Below are 19,809 nucleotides of genomic sequence, written 5' to 3'. Positions count from 1 at the left end.
CCGGACCCCACGGTCCGCGTCGCCGCAGGTCTCCGGGGACTCAGGGACGCAGGTGTGCCCAGTCCTCCGGGTGGCTGCGCAGGTGCTCGGCGACCGTGCGCGCCGGGTGCCCGGTCAGCGTGGGGACGACGTCGGTGACGCGGGCCATCTCGCCCGCCGCGATCGCCCGGTAGCTGGTGACCCAGCCCTCGACCTCCCAGTCCGGGTGCCCGGACGGGCGCCGGGTGGCCCACGCCTCCTCCACCGTCTGGCGGCGGTAGACGGCGGGCCGGCCGGTCACCTCGGCCAGGACGGCGGCCGCGTCGTCCAGCGAGAGCGCCTCGGGGCCGGTCACGTCGAGCACGGCGCCGTCCAGGGCGGGGGAGTCGTCGGCCAGGACGGCGGCGGCGACGTCGGCGAGGTCGTCGCGGGACACGAAGGAGGCCCGCCCGTCGTCGGCGGGCGCCGCGATCACCGCCTGCCCGTCCTCCAGGACGGCGAAGAACGGCACGAAGTCGGCGTACATCGCGTGCCGCAGCACCGTGGTGCGCACGCCGGTCGCGGCGAGGGCCTCCTCGGTGGCCGCGTGCTGGCGGGCGAGGGTGAAGACGGCGTCCGGCGCGGCGCCGAGGAAGGAGGTGTAGACGACGCGCTGCACCCCGGCCGCGGCCGCCGCGGAGACGGCGGTCAGGTGCTGCTGCAGCCGGTCCTCGGCCTCCGCGGCGGACACCAGGTAGAGGGTGCGCACCCCGGCGAGCGCCGAGGTCAGGCCCGACCCGTCGGCGTAGCCCGCCGGGACGGCGGCAACCTCGGCGCCGGGCACCCGCGGGGCGCGGGCGGCGTCGCGCACCACCAGGCGCAGGCCGACGTCCGGCCGCCCGGCGAGCCGCTCGACGACACGTCGGCCCAGCGCGCCCGTCGCCCCTGTGACAGCGATCACGCCGGGCATACGATCCGGCCCCTCACCTGCAGCACCACGACACCGCCAACGACCGTCCGCGCGCGGACCTTCCCGGAGGACGACCCCATGCGCATCGGAATCCTGACCGGCGGCGGCGACTGCCCGGGTCTCAACGCGGTCATCCGCGCCATCGTCCGCAAGAGCGTGCAGTGCGGCGACGAGGTGGTCGGCTTCCGCGACGGCTGGCGCGGTGCCCTCGAGGGCGACACCGTGCCGATGGACCTCGCCGCCGTCCGCGGCATCCTGCCCCGCGGCGGCACCGTCCTGGGCACGTCCCGCACCAACCCCTACGCGCTGGAGGGCGGCGCCGACCGGGTGCTCGCCACGCTCGAGCGGCTCCGCGTCGACGCGCTGATCCCGATCGGCGGCGAGGACACCCTCGGCGTGGCCACCCGGATCGCCGAGGCCGGCGTGCGGGTGGTCGGCGTCCCCAAGACCATCGACAACGACCTCGACGCCACCGACTACACCTTCGGCTTCGACACCGCCCTCGGCGTGGCCACCGAGGCGATCGACCGGCTGCACACCACCGGTGACAGCCACCACCGCACGCTCGTCGTCGAGGTGATGGGCCGGCACGCCGGGTGGATCGCCCTGCACGCGGGGATGGCCGGCGGCGCCACCGTCGTCCTCATCCCCGAGCAGCCCTTCGACGTCGACGCCGTCGTCGCGCACTGCCAGCGCCGCTTCGACTCCGGCTACTCACCGATCGTGGTGGTCTCCGAGGGAGCCAAGCCCCTGGACGGCGACCTGGTGCTGGCGACGGGGGAGCGCGACGCGTTCGGCCACGTCCGCCTCGGCGGCATCGGCACGGCGCTGGCCTCGCTGATCGAGCAGCGCACCGGCCGGGAGGCGCGGGCCGTCGTCCTCGGGCACATCCAGCGCGGCGGCACCCCCTCGCCGTTCGACCGGGTGCTGGCCACCCGCTTCGGGCTGGCCGCCCTCGAGGCGGTGCACGCCGGCGAGACCGGCGTGATGGTGGCGCTGCGCGGCACCGACATCGTGCGCGTGCCGCTGGCCGAGGCCACCGCCCAGTTGAAGCTGGTGCCCGTCGAGCGCTACGCGGAGGTCGAGGTCTTCTTCGGCTGACGGGGCCGGTCCGGGCCGCCGGTACCCTCTGATGGCGTGACCCTCCCCGACCCGGCTGCCCTGCTGCCCGACCTGGACCGGTGGCGGGAGCTGCCCGCCGCCCAGCAGCCGGAGTGGCCCGACCGCGCCGTGCTGGACCGCGTCCTGTCCACCCTCTCCTCCGTGCCGCCGATCGTGGCGCCCAGCGAGGTCGACGAGCTGCGCACGCGGCTGGCGGAGGTGGCGCAGGGCCGGGCGTTCCTGCTCCAGGGCGGCGACTGCGCGGAGACCTTCGACCTCAACACCGACGCGCACCTGCAGAGCACCACGCGCACGCTGCTGCAGATGGCCGTCGTCCTGACCTACGGCGCCAGCGTGCCGGTGGTCAAGGTGGGCCGGGTGGCCGGGCAGTACGCCAAGCCGCGCTCGTCGAACACCGACGCCCTCGGCCTGCCGTCCTACCGCGGCGACATGGTCAACTCCCTCGAGCCGGTGCTCGAGGAGCGCATCCCCGACCCGAACCGGCTGGTGCGCGCCTACGCCAACTCGGCGGCCGCGATGAACATGATCCGCGCCTACGCCCACGGCGGCCTGGCCGACCTGCACGCCGTCCACGACTGGAACAAGGACTTCGTGGCCAGCTCCCCGGCGGGCGTGCGCTACGAGGTGATCGCCCGCGAGATCGACCGGGCGCTGGCGTTCATGAAGGCCTGCGGGGTCGACGACGCCGCGCTGCGCGGCGTGGAGCTCTACAACAGCCACGAGGCGCTGATCCTGGACTACGAGCGGGCGCTGCTGCGGGTGCACGAGGGCCGGCCCTACGCCGCCTCGGCGCACTTCGTCTGGATCGGCGAGCGCACCCGCCAGCTCGACGGCGCGCACGTGGAGTTCATGTCCCGGATCGCCAACCCGATCGGCGTCAAGATCGGCCCGACGACCACGCCCGAGCAGGCCGTCGAGCTCGTCGAGCGGCTCGACCCCGAGGGCGTGCCCGGCCGGCTCACCCTGATCAGCCGGATGGGCAACGGGAAGATCCGCGACGTCCTGCCGCCGATCGTCGAGAAGGTCACCGCCAGCGGCCACCAGGTGGTGTGGCAGTGCGACCCGATGCACGGCAACACCCACGAGTCCTCCACCGGCTACAAGACCCGGCACTTCGACCGGGTCGTCGACGAGGTGCTCGGCTTCTTCGACGTCCACCGGGCCCTGGGCACCTGGCCCGGCGGCATCCACGTCGAGCTCACCGGTGAGGACGTCACCGAGTGCCTCGGCGGGGCCATGGAGATCAGCGACGAGGACCTCAACAGCCGCTACGAGACCGCCTGCGACCCGCGGCTGAACACCGGGCAGTCGCTGGAGCTGGCCTTCCTCGTCGCGGAGATGCTGCGCGGCTGATGGGCACCGCCGAGCTGGTCGACCTGCGGTCGGACACGGTCACGAAGCCCTCGCCCGGCATGCGCCAGGCGATGGCCGAGGCCGAGGTGGGGGACGACGTCTACGGCGAGGACCCGACCGTCAACGCGCTCGAGGAGCGGGTCGCGGGCCTCTTCGGCCACGAGGCGGGGCTGTTCGTACCCTCCGGGACGATGGGCAACCAGATCGGCCTGCGGCTGGTCTGCGAGCCGGGCCAGGAGGTGCTCTGCGACTCCGAGGCGCACATCGTCACCTACGAGATGGGTGCGGCCGCGGTGCTGTTCGGCATCTCCACCCGCACCGTGGTCTCGGACGGCGGCCGGCTCGACGCGGCGCAGCTGGTCGACCAGGTGCGCCCGCACGGCAACTGGCACCTCACCGCGACCGCCGCCGTCGCCGTGGAGAACACGCACAACCGCGGCGGTGGGCTGGTGCAGCCGCTGAACCAGCTGCAGGCGCTGTGGGACTGGTCGCGGCAGGCCGGCGTCAACGTGCACCTCGACGGCGCGCGGATCTGGAACGCCTCCGTGGCCACCGGCGTGGACCTGGCCACCTACGGCGGGCTGGCCGACACCGCCTCGGTCTGCCTGTCCAAGGGGCTGGGCGCGCCGGTCGGCTCGGTGCTCGTCGCCTCCGCCGAGCGGATCGCCGCCGCCCGGCTGTGGCGCAAGCGGCTCGGCGGCGGGATGCGGCAGGCCGGGGTGCTGGCCGCGGCCGGGCGGTACGCGCTCGACACCCAGCTCGACCGGCTGGCCGAGGACCACGAGCACGCGCAGCTGCTGGCCAAGCGGCTCGGGGTCGACCCGGCCACGGTGCAGACCAACATCGTGCGGCTGGACGACGTCCCCGCGCCGGTCGTGGCCGAGGCCGCCAAGGCGCAGGGCGTCCTCGTCTCCCAGGTCAGTGACCGCCGGCTGCGGCTGGTGACCAACCTCGGCGTCGACCGCGCCGGCGTCGAGCGCGCCGCCGACGTCCTGGCGGAGCTGCTCGACCGTTGACGAAGGACCTCCCTGCCCCCGCCACTCGCGAGCTCGCGGCGGGACCCTGCAGGGAGGCCGACGGTGTGCGCTGATGCGCAGTTCTCGGTCCGCGGCCTGCGCATCCGTGCACAGCGTCGGCGGCTGTCCACACGTCTCGCGAACCGCGGTCGTGGAGGTTCGACCTCGGCGAGGCTGAGGCGGTGGCGCGAGACCCCAGGCAACTCGTGGGCGAGGCCGGTTGGGTCCCTGCTCCCGAGCTCCTCAGGGAGGTCAGCCGGAGCACCCTCCGCAGTTGGGTGGCGGCGGGCAGACTGGTCCGGCTCGAGCCCGGGGTCCTCGCCCTGCCGGTCGCCGCGGGGGACTGGCGCGTCAGGGTGGCGGCGGCACTACACGGGAGGGAGGCCGTCGCGAGTCACGCAACCGCCCTCGCCCTGTGGGAGCTGACCGACCACCCGCCTGGTCCGGTGCACGTCACGGTCGACCTCGGCAAGAGCGGTCGCGGCTCGCCGGGGGTGGTGGTGCACCGGGCGGCGGACGCCTACGCCGACCGGCGCCGGGTCGACGGGCTGGCGATCAGCGCCGTGGAGCGTGCCGTCGTCGACACCTGGGGCCGTCCGGCTCTCCTCCCGCGGGTGCAGGTCAGGGCTGCGGCGATCACCGCCGTTCGTCAACGGCTGTGTTCGCCCCGCGAGCTGCGGTACGAGCTCGCGCGCAACACGCGGCTGCCCGGCCGCGCGGAGCTGGCAGAGCTGGTCGGCCTGCTCGCCGACGGCTGCCGGAGCGAGCTGGAGATCTGGGGGTGCCTGCAGGTGCTGCGGGCACCGGACATGCCCGCCTTCGTCCAGCAGCGGCCGGTGACGGTGGGTGGCGAGACCTTCCTGCTCGATGCCGCTTGCGAGGAGTCGATGCTCGCCGTCGAGATGGACGGTGCGGCCTGGCACGGGTCGCGGGCCCAGCGCGAGTCCGACATCCGGCGCGACGCCCTGGTCGCGACGGTCGGCTGGCAGACCCTGCGGTTCAGCTACCGCCGCATGACCGGCTCGCCCGAGGCCTGCCGGCAGGACGTCCGCGCCGTGCACGCCGGCCGGTTGCGGCTGCTGCGCGGCGACGGTGTGCGCTGATGCGTGGCTCCCGCGGGGAGAACTGCGCGCCGGCGCACACCGTCGCCGGCCGGGGTCAGAAGGAGCTGAACAGCAGCCGGTTCGGGGTGCCGGCCCGGGTGGCCGTCCTCGACAGCGTGACCCTGCCCGTCGAAGCGGCGGCGGTGACCGTCGAGGCGACCGTGGCCGGCGAGGCGGACGGCGTGGTCGACAGCACGAGCGCGGCGACGCCCGCGACGTGCGGCGTGGCCATCGACGTCCCGCTGATCGTGGTGGTCGCGGTGCTGGCCGTGTGCCAGGCGCTGGTGATCCCGACGCCCGGGGCGAGCAGGTCGACGCAGGAGCCGTAGTTGCTGAACGACGCCGCCGTGTCGGTGCGGTCGGTCGCGCCCACGGTGAGCGCGCCGGTGACGCGCGCGGGGGAGGAGGCGCAGGCGTCCTGGGCGACACCGGAGGAGTTGCCGTTGCCCGCCGCCACCGCGTAGCTGACGCCGTCGACGATGGAGTTGCGCACCGCGGTGTCGATCGCCGTGCTGGCCCCGCCCCCGAGGCTCATGTTGGCCACCGCAGGCTCGCCGGGCTGGTGGTCCGCGGTCACCCAGTCGATGCCGGCGATGACGCCGGAGGTGGTGCCGCTGCCGTCGCAGCCGAGCACGCGGACGCCGACCAGCCGCACGCCCTTCGCGATGCCGTACGTCGTCCCGCCGAGGGTGCCGGCGACGTGGGTGCCGTGGCCGTTGCAGTCGTCGGGCGCACCGCCGTCGACCGCGTCGAAGCCGGCGTCCACGCGGCCGCTGAACTCGGTGTGGCCGGCGGCGATGCCGGTGTCGACCACGTACGCGGTGACCCCTGCCCCGGTCGTCTTCCAGCTGTAGGACCCGTTGAGCGGCCGGTCGCGCTGGTCGGTGCGGTCCAGGCCCCACGTCGCGCCGGGCTGGGAGTCGTCGGTGGCGACCACCTGGTCGCGCTCGACGGCGACGACGCCGGGGATGGCCGACAGCCGGCTCGCGGCGGCCTCGGGCAGCGTGACGGCGAACCCGGTCAGCGCCGCGGTGTAGACGTGGTCGACCCGGCCACCGAGGCCGCGGGCGCGCTCGGCCGCCTGCGCGGGGAACGTCGAACGGTCGAGGGTGACGACGTAGGTGGCGCGCGGACCGTCGGACGGCGCGGCTGCGGCCGGGGCGGCGGTGGCGCCGAGGCCGGCGGCGGTGAGGGCGGCGACGACGCCGACGGCCAGGGTGCGACGAGTGGGCAAAGGACGGCTCCTCGGACGGGCTCCCCGCGGCCCGGCGACCGCGGTGCCTGCAGCCAACGTCCTGACGGGGCTCACCGCAAGTGAGCACGCGAGTCCACAGCGTCATATCCGCGTGTCACGCCGACACGCCGAGGGTTGGACGGCGGATCAGGCGGCGGTGGCCTCGGCGTCCGTCGTGCCGTCGCGCAGCGAGCACAGCAGCGCGATGTCCTTGGCGTGCCCGTCGTCCTTGCTGGGGGTCTCCACGACGACCGGGACGCCGGCCATCGACGGGTGGGCCAGCAGCTCGGCGAACGGCGCCACCCCGATCGAGCCGGCGCCGATGGTGGTGTGCCGGTCGCGCTTGGAGCCGCACCCGTCGAGCGAGTCGTTGGCGTGCACCAGGCCCAGCCGGCCGGGGCCGACGGTGGCCTCCAGCACGTCCAGGGTCGCGGCCATGCCGCCGGGCGCGGTGAGCTCGTGGCCGGCCGCCCAGGCGTGGCAGGTGTCGAAGCAGACGCCGAGCAGCGGGTGGTGCTCGAGCGCGGCGAAGTACGGGCCGAGGTCCTCGACGGTGGCGGCGAGGGACTTCCCGCCACCGGCCGTCGGCTCGACCAGCAGCCGCGGGCCGTCGTCCGGTGCCGCCTCGAGCACAGGCAGCAGCCGCTCGTGCAGCTGGCGCAGCGCGTCCTCGTAGCGGTCCTCGCCGACGGCGGACCCGGCGTGCACGACGACGCCCTGGCAGCCCAGCTGGGCACCGCGGGCCAGGTTGTGCGCGATGGTCGCGATCGACTGCTCGACGGTGGCCTCGGTGGGGGAGCCGACGTTGACCAGGAACGGCGTGTGGATGAACGAGGGCACCCCGCGCTCGGCGCAGCCCGCGGTGAACCGCGCGTCCTGCCTCGGGTCGCCGGCGGTCAGCCGCCAGCCGCGGGGGTTGCCGACGAAGACCTGCACGGCCCGCGCGGCGACGGCGTCGGTGTAGGCCAGACCGCCCGTGGCCAGCCCGCCCTTGATCTGGATGTGCGCCCCGATCGGCGGCACGCCTGCAGCAGTACGCAGTGTCCTCAGTCCTGTCCGAACGTCACCAGGATCGTCACCGGGGTGCCGATGTCGACCGTCTGCCCGGCGGCCGGGCTCTGCCGGAACACCCGGTCGCCGAAGAACTGGCTCACCTGCACCTTCAGCCCGGCCTGCTCGAGCAGCGCGGTCGCCTCCGGCTGGCTGCGGCCGACCACGTCGGGCACCTGCACCTGCGGCAGCCCCACAGACACCTGCAGGGTCACCGTGCTCTGGTACGGCGCCTGCGCGCCGGTGGCCGGGGTGACCGCCATGACCTCGCCGGGGTCGACGTCGGCGGTGCGGCCCTCGGTGCGCTCCACGGTGAAGCCCAGCGCCGACAGGTTGGCCGTCGCCTCCTCCGGCGAGAGCCCGACGACGGCCGGCACGGTCACCGGCTCGTGCCCGCGGCTGACGTAGATCACCAGCTCCTGGCCGCGCTTGAGCTCGGTGCCGGCCTTCGGCTCGAAGCCGGTCACGTGGCCGACCGGCACGTCGTTGTCGTAGTCCTGCACCTCGCGGGTGACCACCGGGACGTCCTGCAGCTCGGTGCGGACCTCCTCCAGCGGGAGGCCGACCAGGGTCGGCTCGGCCTCGAAGCGCTCCGGGCCCTTGGAGACCACCAGCCGGACGTCGGAGCCGCGGATGGCCTCACCGCCGTCGGGCTCCGCGGCGATGACCACGCCCTCGGGGACGTCCTCGCTGAACTGCTCCTCGCAGCAGTCGGGGGTCAGCCCGGCCTCCTGCAGCAGGTCGATCGCGGCTGCCTGCTCCGTGCCGGCCAGCTGCGGCACCGTCGTCCACCGCCCGGACCCCAGCCACCAGCCCACCGCGCCGATGGTGATCGCGGTGAGCAGCACGAGGGCGACGGCGAGCCGGGCGCGACGGCGGCGGATGCGCGCCGGCACGCCGGGGCGGATGCGCTCCGGCACGGGCCGCCGGGCACCCGGGTCGGTGCCGGACACGGTGCCGGGCAGCATCGAGGTGCGGCTGCTGCCGCGGCCGGGCCGGGTGCCGCCGGGGCCGAGCACCTCCGTGCGCGGGGCGGCCGGGTCGCCGGTGTGCCGGGTCGGGCGGCTGGGCCGGTTGGTCGGCCGCAGCGTCTCGGCGGTGGCCGTGCTGCGGCCGGTGGGCACCGGCACGCGCTCGATGCCCACGTCGTTGCGCACGTCCTCGAGGTCGGCGAGGAACGCGCCGGCGTCCAGCGGGCGGACGGCGGGCTCGCGGCGGGTGGTGCGCGCGACCAGCTCGTCGACCTCCCACGGCAGGCCGGCCACCTCCTCCGACGGCCGCGGCATGTCGTGGTGCACGTGCTGGTAGGCCACGGCCAGCGGGGTGTCCCCGCCGTAGGGCGGGTGGCCGGTGAGCATCTCGTAGAGCACGACCCCGGCGGCGTAGACGTCGCTGCGGGCGTCGGCCTTGCCGCGCTCGAGCTGCTCGGGGGAGAGGTAGGCGACCGTGCCGATGAGCACCCCGCCGGTGTGGCTGGTCTGGCCGGTGCCGGTCAGCGCGCGGGCCAGGCCGAAGTCGGCGACCTTCACCACGCCGTCGGCGCCGATGAGCACGTTCTCGGGCTTGATGTCGCGGTGCACGATCCCGGCGCGGTGCGCGGCGGTCAGCCCGGAGAGCACCGGCTCCAGGACGGCGAAGGCCTCGGCGACGGTGAGCCGGCCGCGGGCCTGCAGCAGGTCGCGCAGCGTGCGGCCGCGGACCAGCTCCATCACCAGGAACACCAGGCCCTGGTCGCTGCCCTGGTCGCTGACCGAGACGACGTTGGGGTGGCTGAGCATGGCCGCGGCCCGCGCCTCGCGGGTGAACCGGTCGACGAACGTCGGGTCGTGCGCCAGGTGCTCGGCCATCACCTTGACCGCGACGGTGCGGTGCAGCCGCAGGTCGGTGGCGGCGTAGACGGTGGACATCCCACCCCGGGCGAGGCGCTCCTCGAGCAGGTATCGCCCCTCGAGGACGAGGCCGACCACGGGGTCGGTCACTGCGGTGTCCACCCGGCCGAGTGTAGGAGCGGGTCCGTGCTGCGCCGTCCGTACACGCGGAGCGCCGGCCGGTGTGACGGGTTCACCCGTCACACCGGCCACGCGGTGCAGCTCCTCACACGAGATCGGCGATCTCGTGGCCATCAGCGGTTGATCGCCACGAGACCGCCGATCTCCCGTGAGGACGGGGGCTCAGGAGAGTTCGAGGCCCGGGTAGAGGGGGTGGCGGTCCAGCAGCTCGGCCGCCGCGGCGCGGGTCCGGTCGGCCAGGCCGTCGGCGGTGGCGTACCTCGCCTTGGACGGCGACCCGTCGCGGGTGGCGGTCGGGGTGGTGTTCGACAGCACGTCGACGATCAGCTCGGCGGTGCGGTCGAACTCGTCCGCCCCGAACCCCCGGGTGGTCAGCGCGGGGGTGCCCAGCCGGACGCCCGAGGTGTACCAGGCGCCGTTCGGGTCGGCCGGGACGGCGTTGCGGTTGGTCACGATGCCGGCATCCAGCAGCGCGGACTCCGCCTGCCGGCCGGTCAGCCCGAAGCCGGAGACGTCGACGAGCACCAGGTGGTTGTCGGTGCCGCCGGTGACCAGCGTCGCGCCTCGACGGGTGAGCCCGTCGGCGAGGGCGACGGCGTTGTCCACGACGCGCTGCGCGTACCCGGCGAAGGCCGGCTGACGGGCCTCGGCGAAGGCGACGGCCTTGGCGGCCATGACCTGCGGCAGCGGGCCACCGAGCACCATCGGGCAGCCGCGGTCGACGGCGTCGGCGTACTCCGGCTGGGCCAGCACCATGCCGCCGCGCGGGCCGCGCAGCGACTTGTGCGTGGTCGTGGTGACGACGTGCGCATGCGGCACCGGGTCGAAGTCGCCGGTGAACACCTTCCCTGCGACCAGGCCGGCGAAGTGGGCCATGTCGACCACCAGCGTGGCGCCGACCTCGTCGGCGATCTCCCGCATCCGGGCGAAGTCGACCCGCCGCGGGTAGGCGGAGTAGCCGGCCATGAGGATCAGCGGGCGGAACTCGCGGGCCCGCGCGCGGACGGCGTCGTAGTCCAGCAGCCCGGTAGCCGGGTCGGTGCCGTAGGAGGACTGCTCGAACATCTTGCCGCTGATGTTCGGGCGGAAGCCGTGGGTGAGGTGGCCGCCGGCGTCCAGGGACATGCCGAGCATCCGCTGGTCGCCGAGCTGGCGCCGCAGCGCCGACCAGTCGCCGTCGGTGAGCTCGTTGACGTGCCGGACGCCGGCCTTCTCCAGCGCGGGGGCCTCGACGCGGGAGGCGAGCACCGCCCAGAACGCGACCAGGTTGGCGTCGATGCCCGAGTGTGGCTGCACGTAGGCGTGCGAGGCGCCGAAGAGCTCGCGGGCGTGCTCGGCGGCCAGCGCCTCGACGGTGTCGACGTTCTGGCAGCCGGCGTAGAAGCGGTGCCCGACGGTGCCCTCGGCGTACTTGTCCGACAGCCAGTTGCCCATGGTGAGCAGCACGGCGGGGCTGGCGTAGTTCTCGCTGGCGATCAGCTTCAGCGAGGCCCGCTGGTCGGCGAGCTCGGCGCCGATCGCCTCGGCCACCCGGGGTTCGACCGCCCCGATGACCTGCAGCGCGCTGCGGTAGGCGGCGGAGGCGACGTCGGCGTGGGGCATGGCCGCGTCGGAGGAGGCGGTGGCGTCGGTCGTGGCAGCGTCGGTCATGGTGGGGGCTCCAGCGCGAGGGGACGACGGGTGGGTGCCCAGGCGCCCGGCGGGGTGGTGCGGGCCGCTCCCCGGTGGTGGTCCACCTCAGCAGCGCCAGTCACGGCCCCGGCCCATCGTATCGGGGCAGCTGGGCGACGGGTCGGCGTCCCGGGCACGGCCGACCGCGGGGGTCATAGGCTCGGACGTCATGGAGACGCTCACCCCCGCGGAGGTCGCCGGCGTACTGGGGGTCTCGCCGAACCGGGTCCGCCAGCTGCTGCGCGAGCACAAGCTCATGGCCGTCCCCGGCAGCGGCAACAGCCGGATCCCGGCCGACTTCCTCCAGGACGGCGCCGTCCTCAAGCACCTGCCCGGCCTGATCACCGTCCTCAAGGACGGCGGGTACAGCGACGAGGAGGTGTTCGAGTGGCTGTTCCGTGTCGACGAGACGCTGCCGGGCACCCCGGTCGAGGCCCTGCGCGGGGACCGGCACACCGAGGTCACCCGGCGCGCCCAGGCCCTGGCGTTCTGAGCCCGGGCGGGTGGAGGGAGCGGGTGGCGTGGGGCAGCTGACCTACCTCGCGCTGCTGGCCGGCTGCCTGGTCGTCACCGCGCCGCTCGAGCTCCTGCTGCGGGTGCGGGTGTACCCCCGCTGGCGGCGGCTGCTCATCGCGGTCGCACCGGAGTTCGCCGTCTTCCTGGTCTGGGTGCTGTACGCGATCGCGCAGGGCCACTGGGACTACTCCGGCGAGCTCACCCTCGGCGTCCGGCTGCCCGGGGGCATCCCGGTCGAGGAGGTGCTGTTCTTCCTCGTCGTCCCGCTGTGCTCGGTGCTGGCCCTGGAGGCGGTGCGCAAGGTCACGGGGTGGGACGCCGGCTACCCCGTCGAGGAAGCCCTGCCGGCGAGAGAGCGGGCCGGCCGGTGAGCTACAGCGCCCTCGCGGTCACCGCCGTCGTCGCCGTCCTCGTGCTGGACCTGGCCGTCTACCGCACCCGGATGGTCACCCGCCCGGTGTTCTGGGTGGCCTACGCGATCATCGTGACGTTCCAGCTGCTGATGAACGGCGTGCTGACCGGGCTGGCGGTCGTCACCTACGACCCGGACACGATCTGGGGCCCGCGGATCGCCTACGCGCCGGTCGAGGACCTGCTGTTCGGCTTCGCCATGGTCACCCTGACCCTGGCCAGCTGGGCGGCGGTCAACCGGCGGGCGAACACCGCCAGGCGCCGCGGCCTGGCCACCCGCACGCGGCGGTCGAGCACCCGGTAGTCCGCCCGCTCGATCTCGGTGAGGATGCCGCCGTAGAGATCGGTGGCCGCGCGCACGCAGTTGCGGGACTCCGGCGCGAGCATCGGCGTCCCCGGGGCGGCGTCGTCGTAGCGGCGGCGGACGATGGCCACCATCTCGCGCATCAGCGCGGCGAACCGGGAGTCGTGCCGCTTCTCGGCCAGCTGCTCGCGGGTGACGCCGTGGGCGGCCATGAGGTCGGCGGGCAGGTAGACCCGGCCGCGGTCGACGTCCTCGGCGACGTCGCGCAGGAAGTTGGTCAGCTGGAAGGCCTCGCCCAGCGCGATGGCGTGCGGGGCGGCCTCCTCGCGGGCCACGCCGGGCGCGGTGCCGAGAACGGGGAGCACCTGCAGGCCGATCACCGACGCCGAGCCCCACATGTAGCGGTCGAGGGCGTCCATGTCGGCGTACCCGGTGACGTCGAGGTCGCTGGTCATCGCGGCGAGGAAGTCGACCAGGTGCTCGACGGCGATGCCGTGGCGGCGGTAGGTGTGCACCAGGGCCAGCCGCACCGGGTCGTCGGACCAGCCCGCCTCCAGCTCGGCGAGCACCGCGCGGGACCACTCGGCGAGGTCGCCGGCCGGGTCGGCGCCGGGGTGGTCGACGAGGTCGTCGGCGGTGCGGGCGGCGGCGTAGAGCGCGTGGACCGCCGGGCGCCGGTCGGGGGTCAGCAGCCGGGTGGCCAGGTGGTAGCTCTTGCCGTGCTCGGCGTTGATCGCCGCGCAGTGCCGGTAGGCGGCGTCCAGCAGGGCCTGCCGCTCGGCCTGCGTGCGGAGTGGCTCCACGAGGGTCATCGGGTCACCGTCCCGGGGTGGTCCGGCGTTTTCCGCGGAAATCGCCGGTGATCCGCTCGGCGGCGAGCCGGCCGCTGATGACGACCATCGGCACACCGACGCCGGGCTGCACCGAGGAGCCGGCGAGCACGACGTTCTCCGGGCCGCGCCGGGGCAGTGTCGGCGTCCGGAACGGGCCGGTCTGGCCGAAGGTGTGCGCCAGCGCGAACGGCGTCCCGGCGGCCATGCCCTGCGCCGCCCAGGTCAGCGGCGTGTCGACGTGCTCGACCTCGATCGCGCCGGTGAGCCCGGTCCAGCCGCGCTCCTCGAGCACGGTGAGCACCTCGTCGCGGTAGCGGGGGCCCAGCGTCGTCCAGTCCAGGTCGGGGTTGCCGCCGCTGTGCGGGTCCAGGTTCGGGGTGGGCGCCACGATGCTCAACACCTGGCCGCCCTCGGGGGCGAGGCTGCGGTCGGTGACCGACGGCATGCTCACCAGCAGGCTCGGATCGGCCATCGGGGAGCCGTCGCGGGTGAGCTCGGCGAACACCTCCCGCCAGGCGGCGCCGAAGCTGATCGTGTGGTGCGCCTGCCCGGGCACCTCGCTGCGGACGCCGACGTGCACCGCCACGCAGGACGGCGAGTACACCGGCCGCCGCACCCGCCGGAACCCGGGCACCAGCGTCTCCGGCCGGTCGACGGTGACGACGACGGCGTCGGCGGGCAGCCGCTCGCCGTCGTCCAGCAGCACGCCGGTGACCCGCGACCCGCCGACCTCCAGCTCCCGCACACCGGCGTCGAAGCGGAACCCGACCCCGGCGTCCGCGGCCGCGGCGGCCAGCGCCCGGGGGACGGCGGCGATCCCGCCCACCGGGTGCCAGACACCGGCGCCGATGTCGAGCTGGGCGATGACGGCGTAGGCGGCGATCGCCCGGTACGGCGAGACCCCGGCGTAGAGCGCCTGGAAGCTGAACAGTCGGCGCAGCCGGTCGTCGGTGAAGAACCGGGCGACGTGGTTCGACAGCCGGCCGAACCCGCCGCGCCGGACCAGCTGCACCAGCTCGGGGCCCAGCAGGTCCAGCGGGGTGTCGAGGTTGCGGTCGATGAAGGTCGACAGCTGCAGCCGGTAGAGCTCGGCCAGGTCGGCCAGGTACCGCCGCAGCGCCGCGGCCTCGGCCGGCCCGCACAGCGCCTCCACCTCGGCGGCGAACGCGCCGACGTCGGCGTGCACGTCCAGGTGCGAGCCGTCGGCGAACTGCGCGCGGTACGTGGTCTCCAGGGGGACCAGCTGCAGCCGGTCCTCCAGCTCCTCGCCGACCGCGGCGAGGGTGTCGGCGACCAGCTCCGGCGCGGTGAACACCGACGGGCCGGTGTCGAGGGCGTAGTCGCGCTCCTCGATCCGCCCGGCGCGCCCACCCGGGCCGGGGCCGCGCTCGACGACGGTGACCTCGCGGCCGGCGCCGCGCAGCCGCAGGGCCGCCGAGAGCCCGGCGAGGCCGGCGCCCACGACGACGACGCGGTCGGTGCGCCCGGGAACGGTGCGGACCATCAGGCGGCGCGGGTGGTCGCGGCGACGGCGAGCGCGTCGAGGGCGGCCCGGGCGTCGTCGGCCAGCGGGGCCTCGGCGATGGCCGTCCGGGCCAGCGCCGTGCGCTCGGCGATCCGCTGCTCGACCTGCACGCGGGCGCCGGTGGACTCCAGCAGCGCCCGCAGCGCCTGGAACTCGTCCGGCCCGGCCCCGGGGTTGCCGAGCGACTCGGTGAGCAGCCGCCGTCCGTCGTCGTCCGCGGCCTCCTCGGCCAGCGCCACCAGCAGGGTCTGCTTGCCCTCGCGCAGGTCGTCGTCGGCGGACTTGCCGGTGACCGACGGGTCGCCGAACACCCCGAGGACGTCGTCGCGCAGCTGGAACGCCTCGCCCAGCGGCAGGCCGATCGCGGTGTAGACCTCCGCGGCGCGCTCGCCCGCGCCGGCGATGGCGGCGCCCAGCTGCAGCGGCCGCTGCACGGTGTAGCCGGCGCTCTTGTAGCGGGCCACGGTGAGGGCCCCCTGCGCGCCGGGCAGGCCGCCCGCGGCGCGCAGCAGGTCCAGGTACTGCCCGGCGGTCACCTCGGTGCGCATGGTGTCCCACACCGTGCGGGCCCGGGAGAGCGCGGCGGGGGAGATGCCCGAGCAGCGCAGCAGCTCGTCGGACCACACCAGCGCGAGGTCGCCGACGAGGATCGCCGCGCCCACGCCGAAGGCGTCGCCGTCCCCGGCCAGTGCGCCGTCCCCGTGCCGGGAGGCGAACCCGACGTGGGTGGCCGGGCGGCCGCGGCGGGTCAGCGCGCCGTCCATGACGTCGTCGTGGACCAGCGCGCTGGCGTGCACGAGCTCCAACGCGGCGACCGCCCGCAGCACCGCCGCGTCGGACTCGCCGGGGCCCTCGCCGCGCACGCCGCGCCAGCCCCAGTAGGCGAACAGCGGCCGCAGCCGCTTGCCACCGTCGGCCAGGGCGCAGACCTCGTCGACCACCGGCAGCAGCGACTCGTCCATGGCCGCGAGGGTCTCCCGCTGCGCCTCGAGGAAGTCCGAGAGGGCGGTCGAGACGGCCGCGCGTACGCGGTCGATCTCGGCGGCGGCCGGCGGGGGAGCCGGGGGGAGGACGGGTGTCTCGCGCTGCTGCGCCCCGGCGGTCACGGGTCGAGTATCGCGCGCGACTCGATCAGGCGCGGCCGGGATCCGGGCGGGGTCGGTCAGGGCCAACGGGCGGCCCTCCTGGGGCCTGGGGTGCGGCGGTGCCGGAGGACCTTCGCCGGGGCGGTGCCGCACGGATGCAGCGCGGCCGGACGGCGGCGGGTCCGTATCCTCGACGTCCATGACCCCGACCGTGCGCGAGCTGCTCGCCGAGGGCCGGCCGACGTGGTCCTTCGAGTTCTTCCCGCCCAAGAGCCCCGAGGGCGCCACCCAGCTGTGGACGGCGCTGCGCCAGCTCGAGCGGCTGCAGCCCTCGTTCGTGTCGGTCACCTACGGCGCCGGCGGGTCGACCCGCGAGGGCACCGTGTCGGTCACCGAGCGCATCGCCACCGAGACGACGATGACCCCGCTGGCGCACCTGACCGCCGTCGACCACAGCGTCGCGGAGCTGCGGCACGTGGTCAGCCGGCTGGCGGCCGCTGGGGTGCGCAACCTGCTGGCGCTGCGCGGCGACCCGCCCGGCGCGGACCCGCAGGCGGAGTGGGTGGCCCACCCCGAGGGGCTGAGCTACGCCGCCGAGCTGGTCGAGCTGATCCGCTCGATGGGCGACTTCTCCGTCGGCGTGGCCGCGTTCCCGGAGCGGCACCCGCGCTCGCCGGACTTCGACACCGACGTCGAGATGTTCGTGCGCAAGTGCCGGGCCGGCGCCGACTTCGCCATCACGCAGATGTTCTTCCGCGCCGAGGACTACCTGCGGATGCGCGACCGGGTGGCCGCCACCGGCTGCGCGGTGCCGATCATCGCCGGGGTCATGCCGGTGACCAACGCCCGGCAGATCACCCGGATCGTGCAGCTGTCGGGGCAGGCCTTCCCCGAGCACCTGGCCGCCCGCTTCGCCGAACTGGACGGCGACACCCCCGAGGCGCGGGCGGCGGTGCGGGCCTACGGCGTCGAGGTGGCCACCGAGCTGTGCCGGACGCTGCTCGACGAGGGCGTCCCGGGCATCCACTTCATCACCATGAACCGGTCGACGGCGACCCGTGAGGTCCACGCCAACCTCGCGGCGGTCCCCACGGCTCACTGAGCCGGGTCGGCCGTGGGGGTCCGGGCGGCGCGGCCGGCCAGCAGCGCCGCCGTCTCGGCCGCCGCGCGGCGCAGCCCCTCCCGCTCGGCCGCGTAGCCGCCGAGCGTGCCCACCACCGGCAGGTTGGACAGGGCGCGGTGCCGCAGCCTGCCCTTGGGCCGGGCGTCGAGGGTGTCGTCGATGCGGCCGAGCAGCCGGGCGACCCGCCACACGGTGCGGCCGACGCCTCGGTCCTCCTCGTCGCCGAGGACCTCGTCGGCGTAGGCGCCGGGGGCGCGCTGCAGCAGCGGCCGCACCCGCTCGGCGGGCAGGTCACGGTCGAGCAGCACCTGCGCCAGCAGCGACACCCGCTCGGCCTCGTCCTCGACGCCGTGCTCGGAGGCCACCCCGCCGACCACCACGGCCTGCACCGCCGACCCGACCGTGTTCTGCAGCGGCAGCAGGTCGGCGAGCTTGCCGGCGAAGCGGGGGACGGCGCTGACGCCGGCGGCGACCCGGCTGACCCGGTCGGCCCACCACTGCTCCCGCTCGGCCTGCGGCAGCTCCGGGGGGCGGCCGAGCCGGCGGACCAGCGGGGCGGTCAGCCGGTCGACCCGGCGGAGGACGTCGACGACGACCGCGTCACTGAGAGGAGGCGCCATGGAGTCGCTCTACCCGGCCGGGTGCGCGTCTCATGCGCCGGTGCCGGGTCCGCCGGCCACGAGCGGATCCATGATCGCGACCCTGACCGTGTCGTTGCCGACCTCGTGCTCGACCGGGAGGGCGGCAAGCACGACGCCGAGGACGATGGCCCGTGGTCAGCGCGGGCTGGGGGGCGGGCCTACAGACACGCCCTGCGACATTCCGATCCGGGTGGACTGGTGGACGGGAGGTGTAGACTTCCACCATGAGTCTGAACATCAAGAACGATGAGACGGAACGCCTTGCTCGAGAGCTCGCCGTACTGACCGGCGAATCCCTCACGACAGCGGTGACTGTTGCCGTGCGGGAGCGACTCGACCGGCTCGGAACCGATCGGCCAGCCCCAGAAGAACGGGCGGCGCGGCTCATGGCCTTGGCTCGGGACATCGCGCCCAGGCTGAAGGGAGAGTTCGCCGTTCGGGACCACGGGGACCTGCTGTACGACGACGCCGGCCTCCCGGCGTGATCGTCGATTCATCGGCACTCGTCGCGATCCTCCGACTGGAGCCCGACGCCGGCCGGTACAACGACGCGATCGCCGGCACCGAGCGGCCGAAGATCTCGGCGGTGAACTACGTCGAAGCGGCGATCGTGGTCGAGAGCGCCCGTGACCCGGTCGCGACACGGCGATTCGACCAGTTCGTGACCGAGAGCGGACTGTCCATCGTGCCGGTGACCGCGTCGCATGCCCTGGCCGCGCGTGCGGCCTACCGGGACTTCGGGAAAGGGAGTGGCCATCCGGCTCGGCTGAACTTCGGAGACTGCTTCGCCTATGCCTTGGCCGCCGAGAGTGGGGAGCCACTGCTGTTCAAGGGTGACGACTTCGGCCACACGGACGTGACGCCGGCCTTGCCACCCGCCGGGTGACGACCGTTCGACCGGCGCCGGTGCTTCAGCTGGCCTCGTAGCTCAGATCGATCAACGACTGGGCCCTGGAAAGTGCCTCCAGGCTGCCGATGGTGATCTCCAGGTCGCCGGTCCCGAAATGCCCCAGCTTTCGCACGTCACGGGTGAAGTCGTCGTCCAGGGAGACCTCATCCGGGTTCACCTTGACGTAGACCAGCAGCTTCTTCGTCCGGGGATGGACCTCCACGCAGGCGAAGTTCTTCAGCCGCCGGAAAGCAATGTAGTTTCGGTTGACGATCTTCGTGACGTCGTCACCGAGGCTGACGAGGTACTGCTCGAGGGCGTCGTACAGGTCCTTCACTTGCTGGTCCGCGTCGTCGTAGTACTGGGTCACCGTCTTCGACGTTCCGCCACCGGAGGTGCCGTTCCCAGAGGCCGCGCCGCTCGGCTGGCCGGCCGCCGTCGCATTCGCAGTCGTCGACGCGACGAGTTCGAGAGCGAGGAGCTGTCCGCCGTAGTAGCGGTACCGGACCAGCTCGATGCTGCGGTTCATCTGGGCCACGGCGTACTGGTCGTATCTCGTGAAGTCGCCGGCCACGCAGACCAGGCGCGGGTTGGACCAGTCGACGACCACGTTCGCCCCGAGTCGCTCTTGCACGAGCAACTTGAAGTCGCCGCGGTGGTCCATGAGCCAGTCCAGGTAGAACAAACCCTGCGTGATCACGTTCTCGTTGACCGCGCGCTTGTGCTCGAAGATGACGGGGTTGCCGTTCTCGTCGATGCCGAGCGAGTCCATCCGGCCGCCGTGCCTGGTGCCGGTGGAGTACTCGCTGGCGACGAAGCGGACACCGAAGAGCGTCTCCATGTTGTGCTCGATGAGCGTCTGAAGGGACTTCTCCAGTGCCATCGCCGTACTTGTGACGCAGGAGAGTCGATGGGCGTTCCCGCGGGAACGTCGGCTGTCGAGGACCGTCGTACCCGTACGGCCCGTTTCGTGCGGCGGAGTGGATCCCTGGGGTA

The 19,809-nt window shown here is 74.3% G+C and carries 19 protein-coding genes, 1 pseudogene and 1 riboswitch; of the genes and pseudogenes, 10 read left to right on the top strand and 10 right to left on the bottom strand.

Annotated features, from left to right (window positions below; translation table 11 throughout):
• Positions 1–40: 40 nt before the first annotated feature.
• Positions 41–928, bottom strand: coding sequence for an NmrA family NAD(P)-binding protein (locus tag CNO22_RS06070; RefSeq protein ID WP_100498440.1), 888 nt, complete (start codon positions 926–928; stop codon positions 41–43).
• A gap of 78 nt (positions 929–1,006) precedes the next feature.
• Here CNO22_RS06070 and CNO22_RS06065 point away from each other — a divergent pair, with 78 nt between their 5' ends.
• From CNO22_RS06065 to CNO22_RS06050, 4 genes are all read left to right on the top strand, one after another.
• Positions 1,007–2,029 (top strand): 6-phosphofructokinase, encoded by a 1,023-nt coding sequence (locus CNO22_RS06065; protein WP_100498439.1) that lies wholly within the window; start codon positions 1,007–1,009, stop codon positions 2,027–2,029.
• A 36-nt stretch (positions 2,030–2,065) separates the two neighbouring features.
• A complete protein-coding gene (locus tag CNO22_RS06060) occupies positions 2,066–3,403 on the top strand; it encodes a class II 3-deoxy-7-phosphoheptulonate synthase (RefSeq protein ID WP_100498438.1) in 1,338 nt (445 codons plus the stop codon).
• Positions 3,403–4,419, top strand: a complete 1,017-nt coding sequence (locus CNO22_RS06055; protein ID WP_100498437.1) for a threonine aldolase family protein — start codon at positions 3,403–3,405, stop codon at positions 4,417–4,419. The genes CNO22_RS06060 and CNO22_RS06055 overlap by 1 nt, the downstream gene beginning before the upstream one ends.
• A 278-nt stretch (positions 4,420–4,697) precedes the next feature.
• Complete coding sequence (locus CNO22_RS06050) at positions 4,698–5,522, top strand: DUF559 domain-containing protein (protein ID WP_232806833.1); 825 nt, start codon at positions 4,698–4,700, stop codon at positions 5,520–5,522.
• A gap of 55 nt (positions 5,523–5,577) precedes the next feature.
• Here CNO22_RS06050 and CNO22_RS06045 read toward each other — a convergent pair whose 3' ends face one another.
• The 4 genes from CNO22_RS06045 to CNO22_RS06030 form a co-directional block, all read right to left on the bottom strand.
• Positions 5,578–6,756, bottom strand: coding sequence for a S8 family peptidase (locus tag CNO22_RS06045; RefSeq protein ID WP_198588134.1), 1,179 nt, complete (start codon positions 6,754–6,756; stop codon positions 5,578–5,580).
• A gap of 147 nt (positions 6,757–6,903) precedes the next feature.
• Positions 6,904–7,779, bottom strand: a complete 876-nt coding sequence (locus CNO22_RS06040) for a deoxyribonuclease IV (RefSeq protein WP_100498432.1) — start codon at positions 7,777–7,779, stop codon at positions 6,904–6,906.
• A gap of 23 nt (positions 7,780–7,802) precedes the next feature.
• Complete coding sequence (gene pknB, locus CNO22_RS06035) at positions 7,803–9,797, bottom strand: Stk1 family PASTA domain-containing Ser/Thr kinase (RefSeq protein WP_198588133.1); 1,995 nt, start codon at positions 9,795–9,797, stop codon at positions 7,803–7,805.
• Between the two features lie 180 nt (positions 9,798–9,977).
• The gene (locus CNO22_RS06030; RefSeq protein ID WP_100498430.1) at positions 9,978–11,465 is read right to left on the bottom strand and encodes a glycine hydroxymethyltransferase; all 1,488 of its coding nucleotides are present in this window, start codon (positions 11,463–11,465) and stop codon (positions 9,978–9,980) included.
• Positions 11,466–11,494: 29 nt separating this feature from the next.
• Positions 11,495–11,579, bottom strand: a riboswitch (ZMP/ZTP riboswitch).
• 76 nt (positions 11,580–11,655) lie between these two features.
• On the opposite strand from CNO22_RS06030, the gene CNO22_RS06025 reads away from it, so the two are divergent.
• From CNO22_RS06025 to CNO22_RS29935, 3 genes and pseudogenes are all read left to right on the top strand, one after another.
• The gene (locus CNO22_RS06025; protein WP_100498429.1) at positions 11,656–11,979 is read left to right on the top strand and encodes an Rv2175c family DNA-binding protein; all 324 of its coding nucleotides are present in this window, start codon (positions 11,656–11,658) and stop codon (positions 11,977–11,979) included.
• A 28-nt stretch (positions 11,980–12,007) separates the two neighbouring features.
• Positions 12,008–12,373 (top strand): lycopene cyclase domain-containing protein, encoded by a 366-nt coding sequence (locus CNO22_RS06020; RefSeq protein ID WP_100498428.1) that lies wholly within the window; start codon positions 12,008–12,010, stop codon positions 12,371–12,373.
• Positions 12,271–12,579: pseudogene (locus tag CNO22_RS29935) on the top strand (hypothetical protein); the annotation flags it as partial. The gene CNO22_RS06020 and the pseudogene CNO22_RS29935, both read left to right, overlap by 103 nt.
• Here the strand turns inward: CNO22_RS29935 and CNO22_RS06010 are convergent.
• Genes CNO22_RS06010 through CNO22_RS06000 form a run of 3 tightly spaced genes read right to left on the bottom strand, consistent with a single transcriptional unit; the run spans position 12,576 to position 16,181 of the window.
• On the bottom strand, positions 12,576–13,529 hold the full coding sequence (locus tag CNO22_RS06010; RefSeq protein ID WP_198588132.1) for a phytoene/squalene synthase family protein: 954 nt from the start codon (positions 13,527–13,529) through the stop codon (positions 12,576–12,578). The pseudogene CNO22_RS29935 and the gene CNO22_RS06010 sit on opposite strands and share 4 nt — an antisense overlap.
• Positions 13,530–13,533: 4 nt before the next feature.
• Complete coding sequence (gene crtI, locus CNO22_RS06005; RefSeq protein ID WP_100498425.1) at positions 13,534–15,054, bottom strand: phytoene desaturase family protein; 1,521 nt, start codon at positions 15,052–15,054, stop codon at positions 13,534–13,536.
• A complete protein-coding gene (locus tag CNO22_RS06000) occupies positions 15,054–16,181 on the bottom strand; it encodes a polyprenyl synthetase family protein (protein WP_100498424.1) in 1,128 nt (375 codons plus the stop codon). The genes crtI and CNO22_RS06000 overlap by 1 nt, the downstream gene beginning before the upstream one ends.
• A 178-nt stretch (positions 16,182–16,359) precedes the next feature.
• Between CNO22_RS06000 and metF the strand changes: the two genes are divergently transcribed.
• Positions 16,360–17,262 carry a methylenetetrahydrofolate reductase [NAD(P)H] gene (gene metF, locus CNO22_RS05995; protein WP_100498423.1) on the top strand — a complete coding sequence of 301 codons (903 nt, stop codon included), beginning with the start codon at positions 16,360–16,362 and terminating at the stop codon, positions 17,260–17,262.
• On the opposite strand, the gene CNO22_RS05990 is transcribed toward metF, so the two are convergent.
• Positions 17,256–17,903, bottom strand: coding sequence for a hypothetical protein (locus CNO22_RS05990; RefSeq protein ID WP_100498422.1), 648 nt, complete (start codon positions 17,901–17,903; stop codon positions 17,256–17,258). The genes metF and CNO22_RS05990 overlap by 7 nt on opposite strands.
• A 245-nt stretch (positions 17,904–18,148) precedes the next feature.
• On the opposite strand from CNO22_RS05990, the gene CNO22_RS05985 reads away from it, so the two are divergent.
• Positions 18,149–18,409: a type II toxin-antitoxin system VapB family antitoxin gene (locus tag CNO22_RS05985; RefSeq protein WP_100498420.1), complete on the top strand. Its 261-nt coding sequence runs from the start codon at positions 18,149–18,151 to the stop codon at positions 18,407–18,409.
• The gene (locus CNO22_RS05980; protein WP_100498418.1) at positions 18,406–18,810 is read left to right on the top strand and encodes a type II toxin-antitoxin system VapC family toxin; all 405 of its coding nucleotides are present in this window, start codon (positions 18,406–18,408) and stop codon (positions 18,808–18,810) included. Before CNO22_RS05985 ends, CNO22_RS05980 begins: the two co-directional genes overlap by 4 nt.
• Positions 18,811–18,835: 25 nt before the next feature.
• Here the strand turns inward: CNO22_RS05980 and CNO22_RS05975 are convergent, their stop codons facing one another.
• Positions 18,836–19,696 carry a DUF5655 domain-containing protein gene (locus tag CNO22_RS05975; RefSeq protein ID WP_198588131.1) on the bottom strand — a complete coding sequence of 287 codons (861 nt, stop codon included), beginning with the start codon at positions 19,694–19,696 and terminating at the stop codon, positions 18,836–18,838.
• Between the last annotated feature and the right edge of the window lie 113 nt (positions 19,697–19,809).

It is taken from the genome of Geodermatophilus chilensis, from assembly GCF_002802985.1.
Taxonomy (GTDB): Bacteria; Actinomycetota; Actinomycetes; order Mycobacteriales; family Geodermatophilaceae; genus Geodermatophilus; species Geodermatophilus chilensis.
This window is presented reverse-complemented; position numbering and strand designations above follow the sequence as displayed.

Coding starts and splice junctions, on each gene's coding strand:
- CNO22_RS06070 (WP_100498440.1), bottom strand. CDS start 928: ATGCCCGGCGTGATCGCTGTCACAGGGGCGACGGGCGCGCTGGGCCGA.
- CNO22_RS06065 (WP_100498439.1), top strand. CDS start 1,007: ATGCGCATCGGAATCCTGACCGGCGGCGGCGACTGCCCGGGTCTCAAC.
- CNO22_RS06055 (WP_100498437.1), top strand. CDS start 3,403: ATGGGCACCGCCGAGCTGGTCGACCTGCGGTCGGACACGGTCACGAAG.
- CNO22_RS06030 (WP_100498430.1), bottom strand. CDS start 11,465: ATGACCGACGCTGCCACGACCGACGCCACCGCCTCCTCCGACGCGGCC.
- CNO22_RS06025 (WP_100498429.1), top strand. CDS start 11,656: ATGGAGACGCTCACCCCCGCGGAGGTCGCCGGCGTACTGGGGGTCTCG.
- CNO22_RS06010 (WP_198588132.1), bottom strand. CDS start 13,529: ATGACCCTCGTGGAGCCACTCCGCACGCAGGCCGAGCGGCAGGCCCTG.
- crtI (WP_100498425.1), bottom strand. CDS start 15,054: ATGGTCCGCACCGTTCCCGGGCGCACCGACCGCGTCGTCGTCGTGGGC.
- metF (WP_100498423.1), top strand. CDS start 16,360: ATGACCCCGACCGTGCGCGAGCTGCTCGCCGAGGGCCGGCCGACGTGG.
- CNO22_RS05990 (WP_100498422.1), bottom strand. CDS start 17,903: ATGGCGCCTCCTCTCAGTGACGCGGTCGTCGTCGACGTCCTCCGCCGG.
- CNO22_RS05985 (WP_100498420.1), top strand. CDS start 18,149: ATGAGTCTGAACATCAAGAACGATGAGACGGAACGCCTTGCTCGAGAG.
- CNO22_RS05975 (WP_198588131.1), bottom strand. CDS start 19,696: ATGGCACTGGAGAAGTCCCTTCAGACGCTCATCGAGCACAACATGGAG.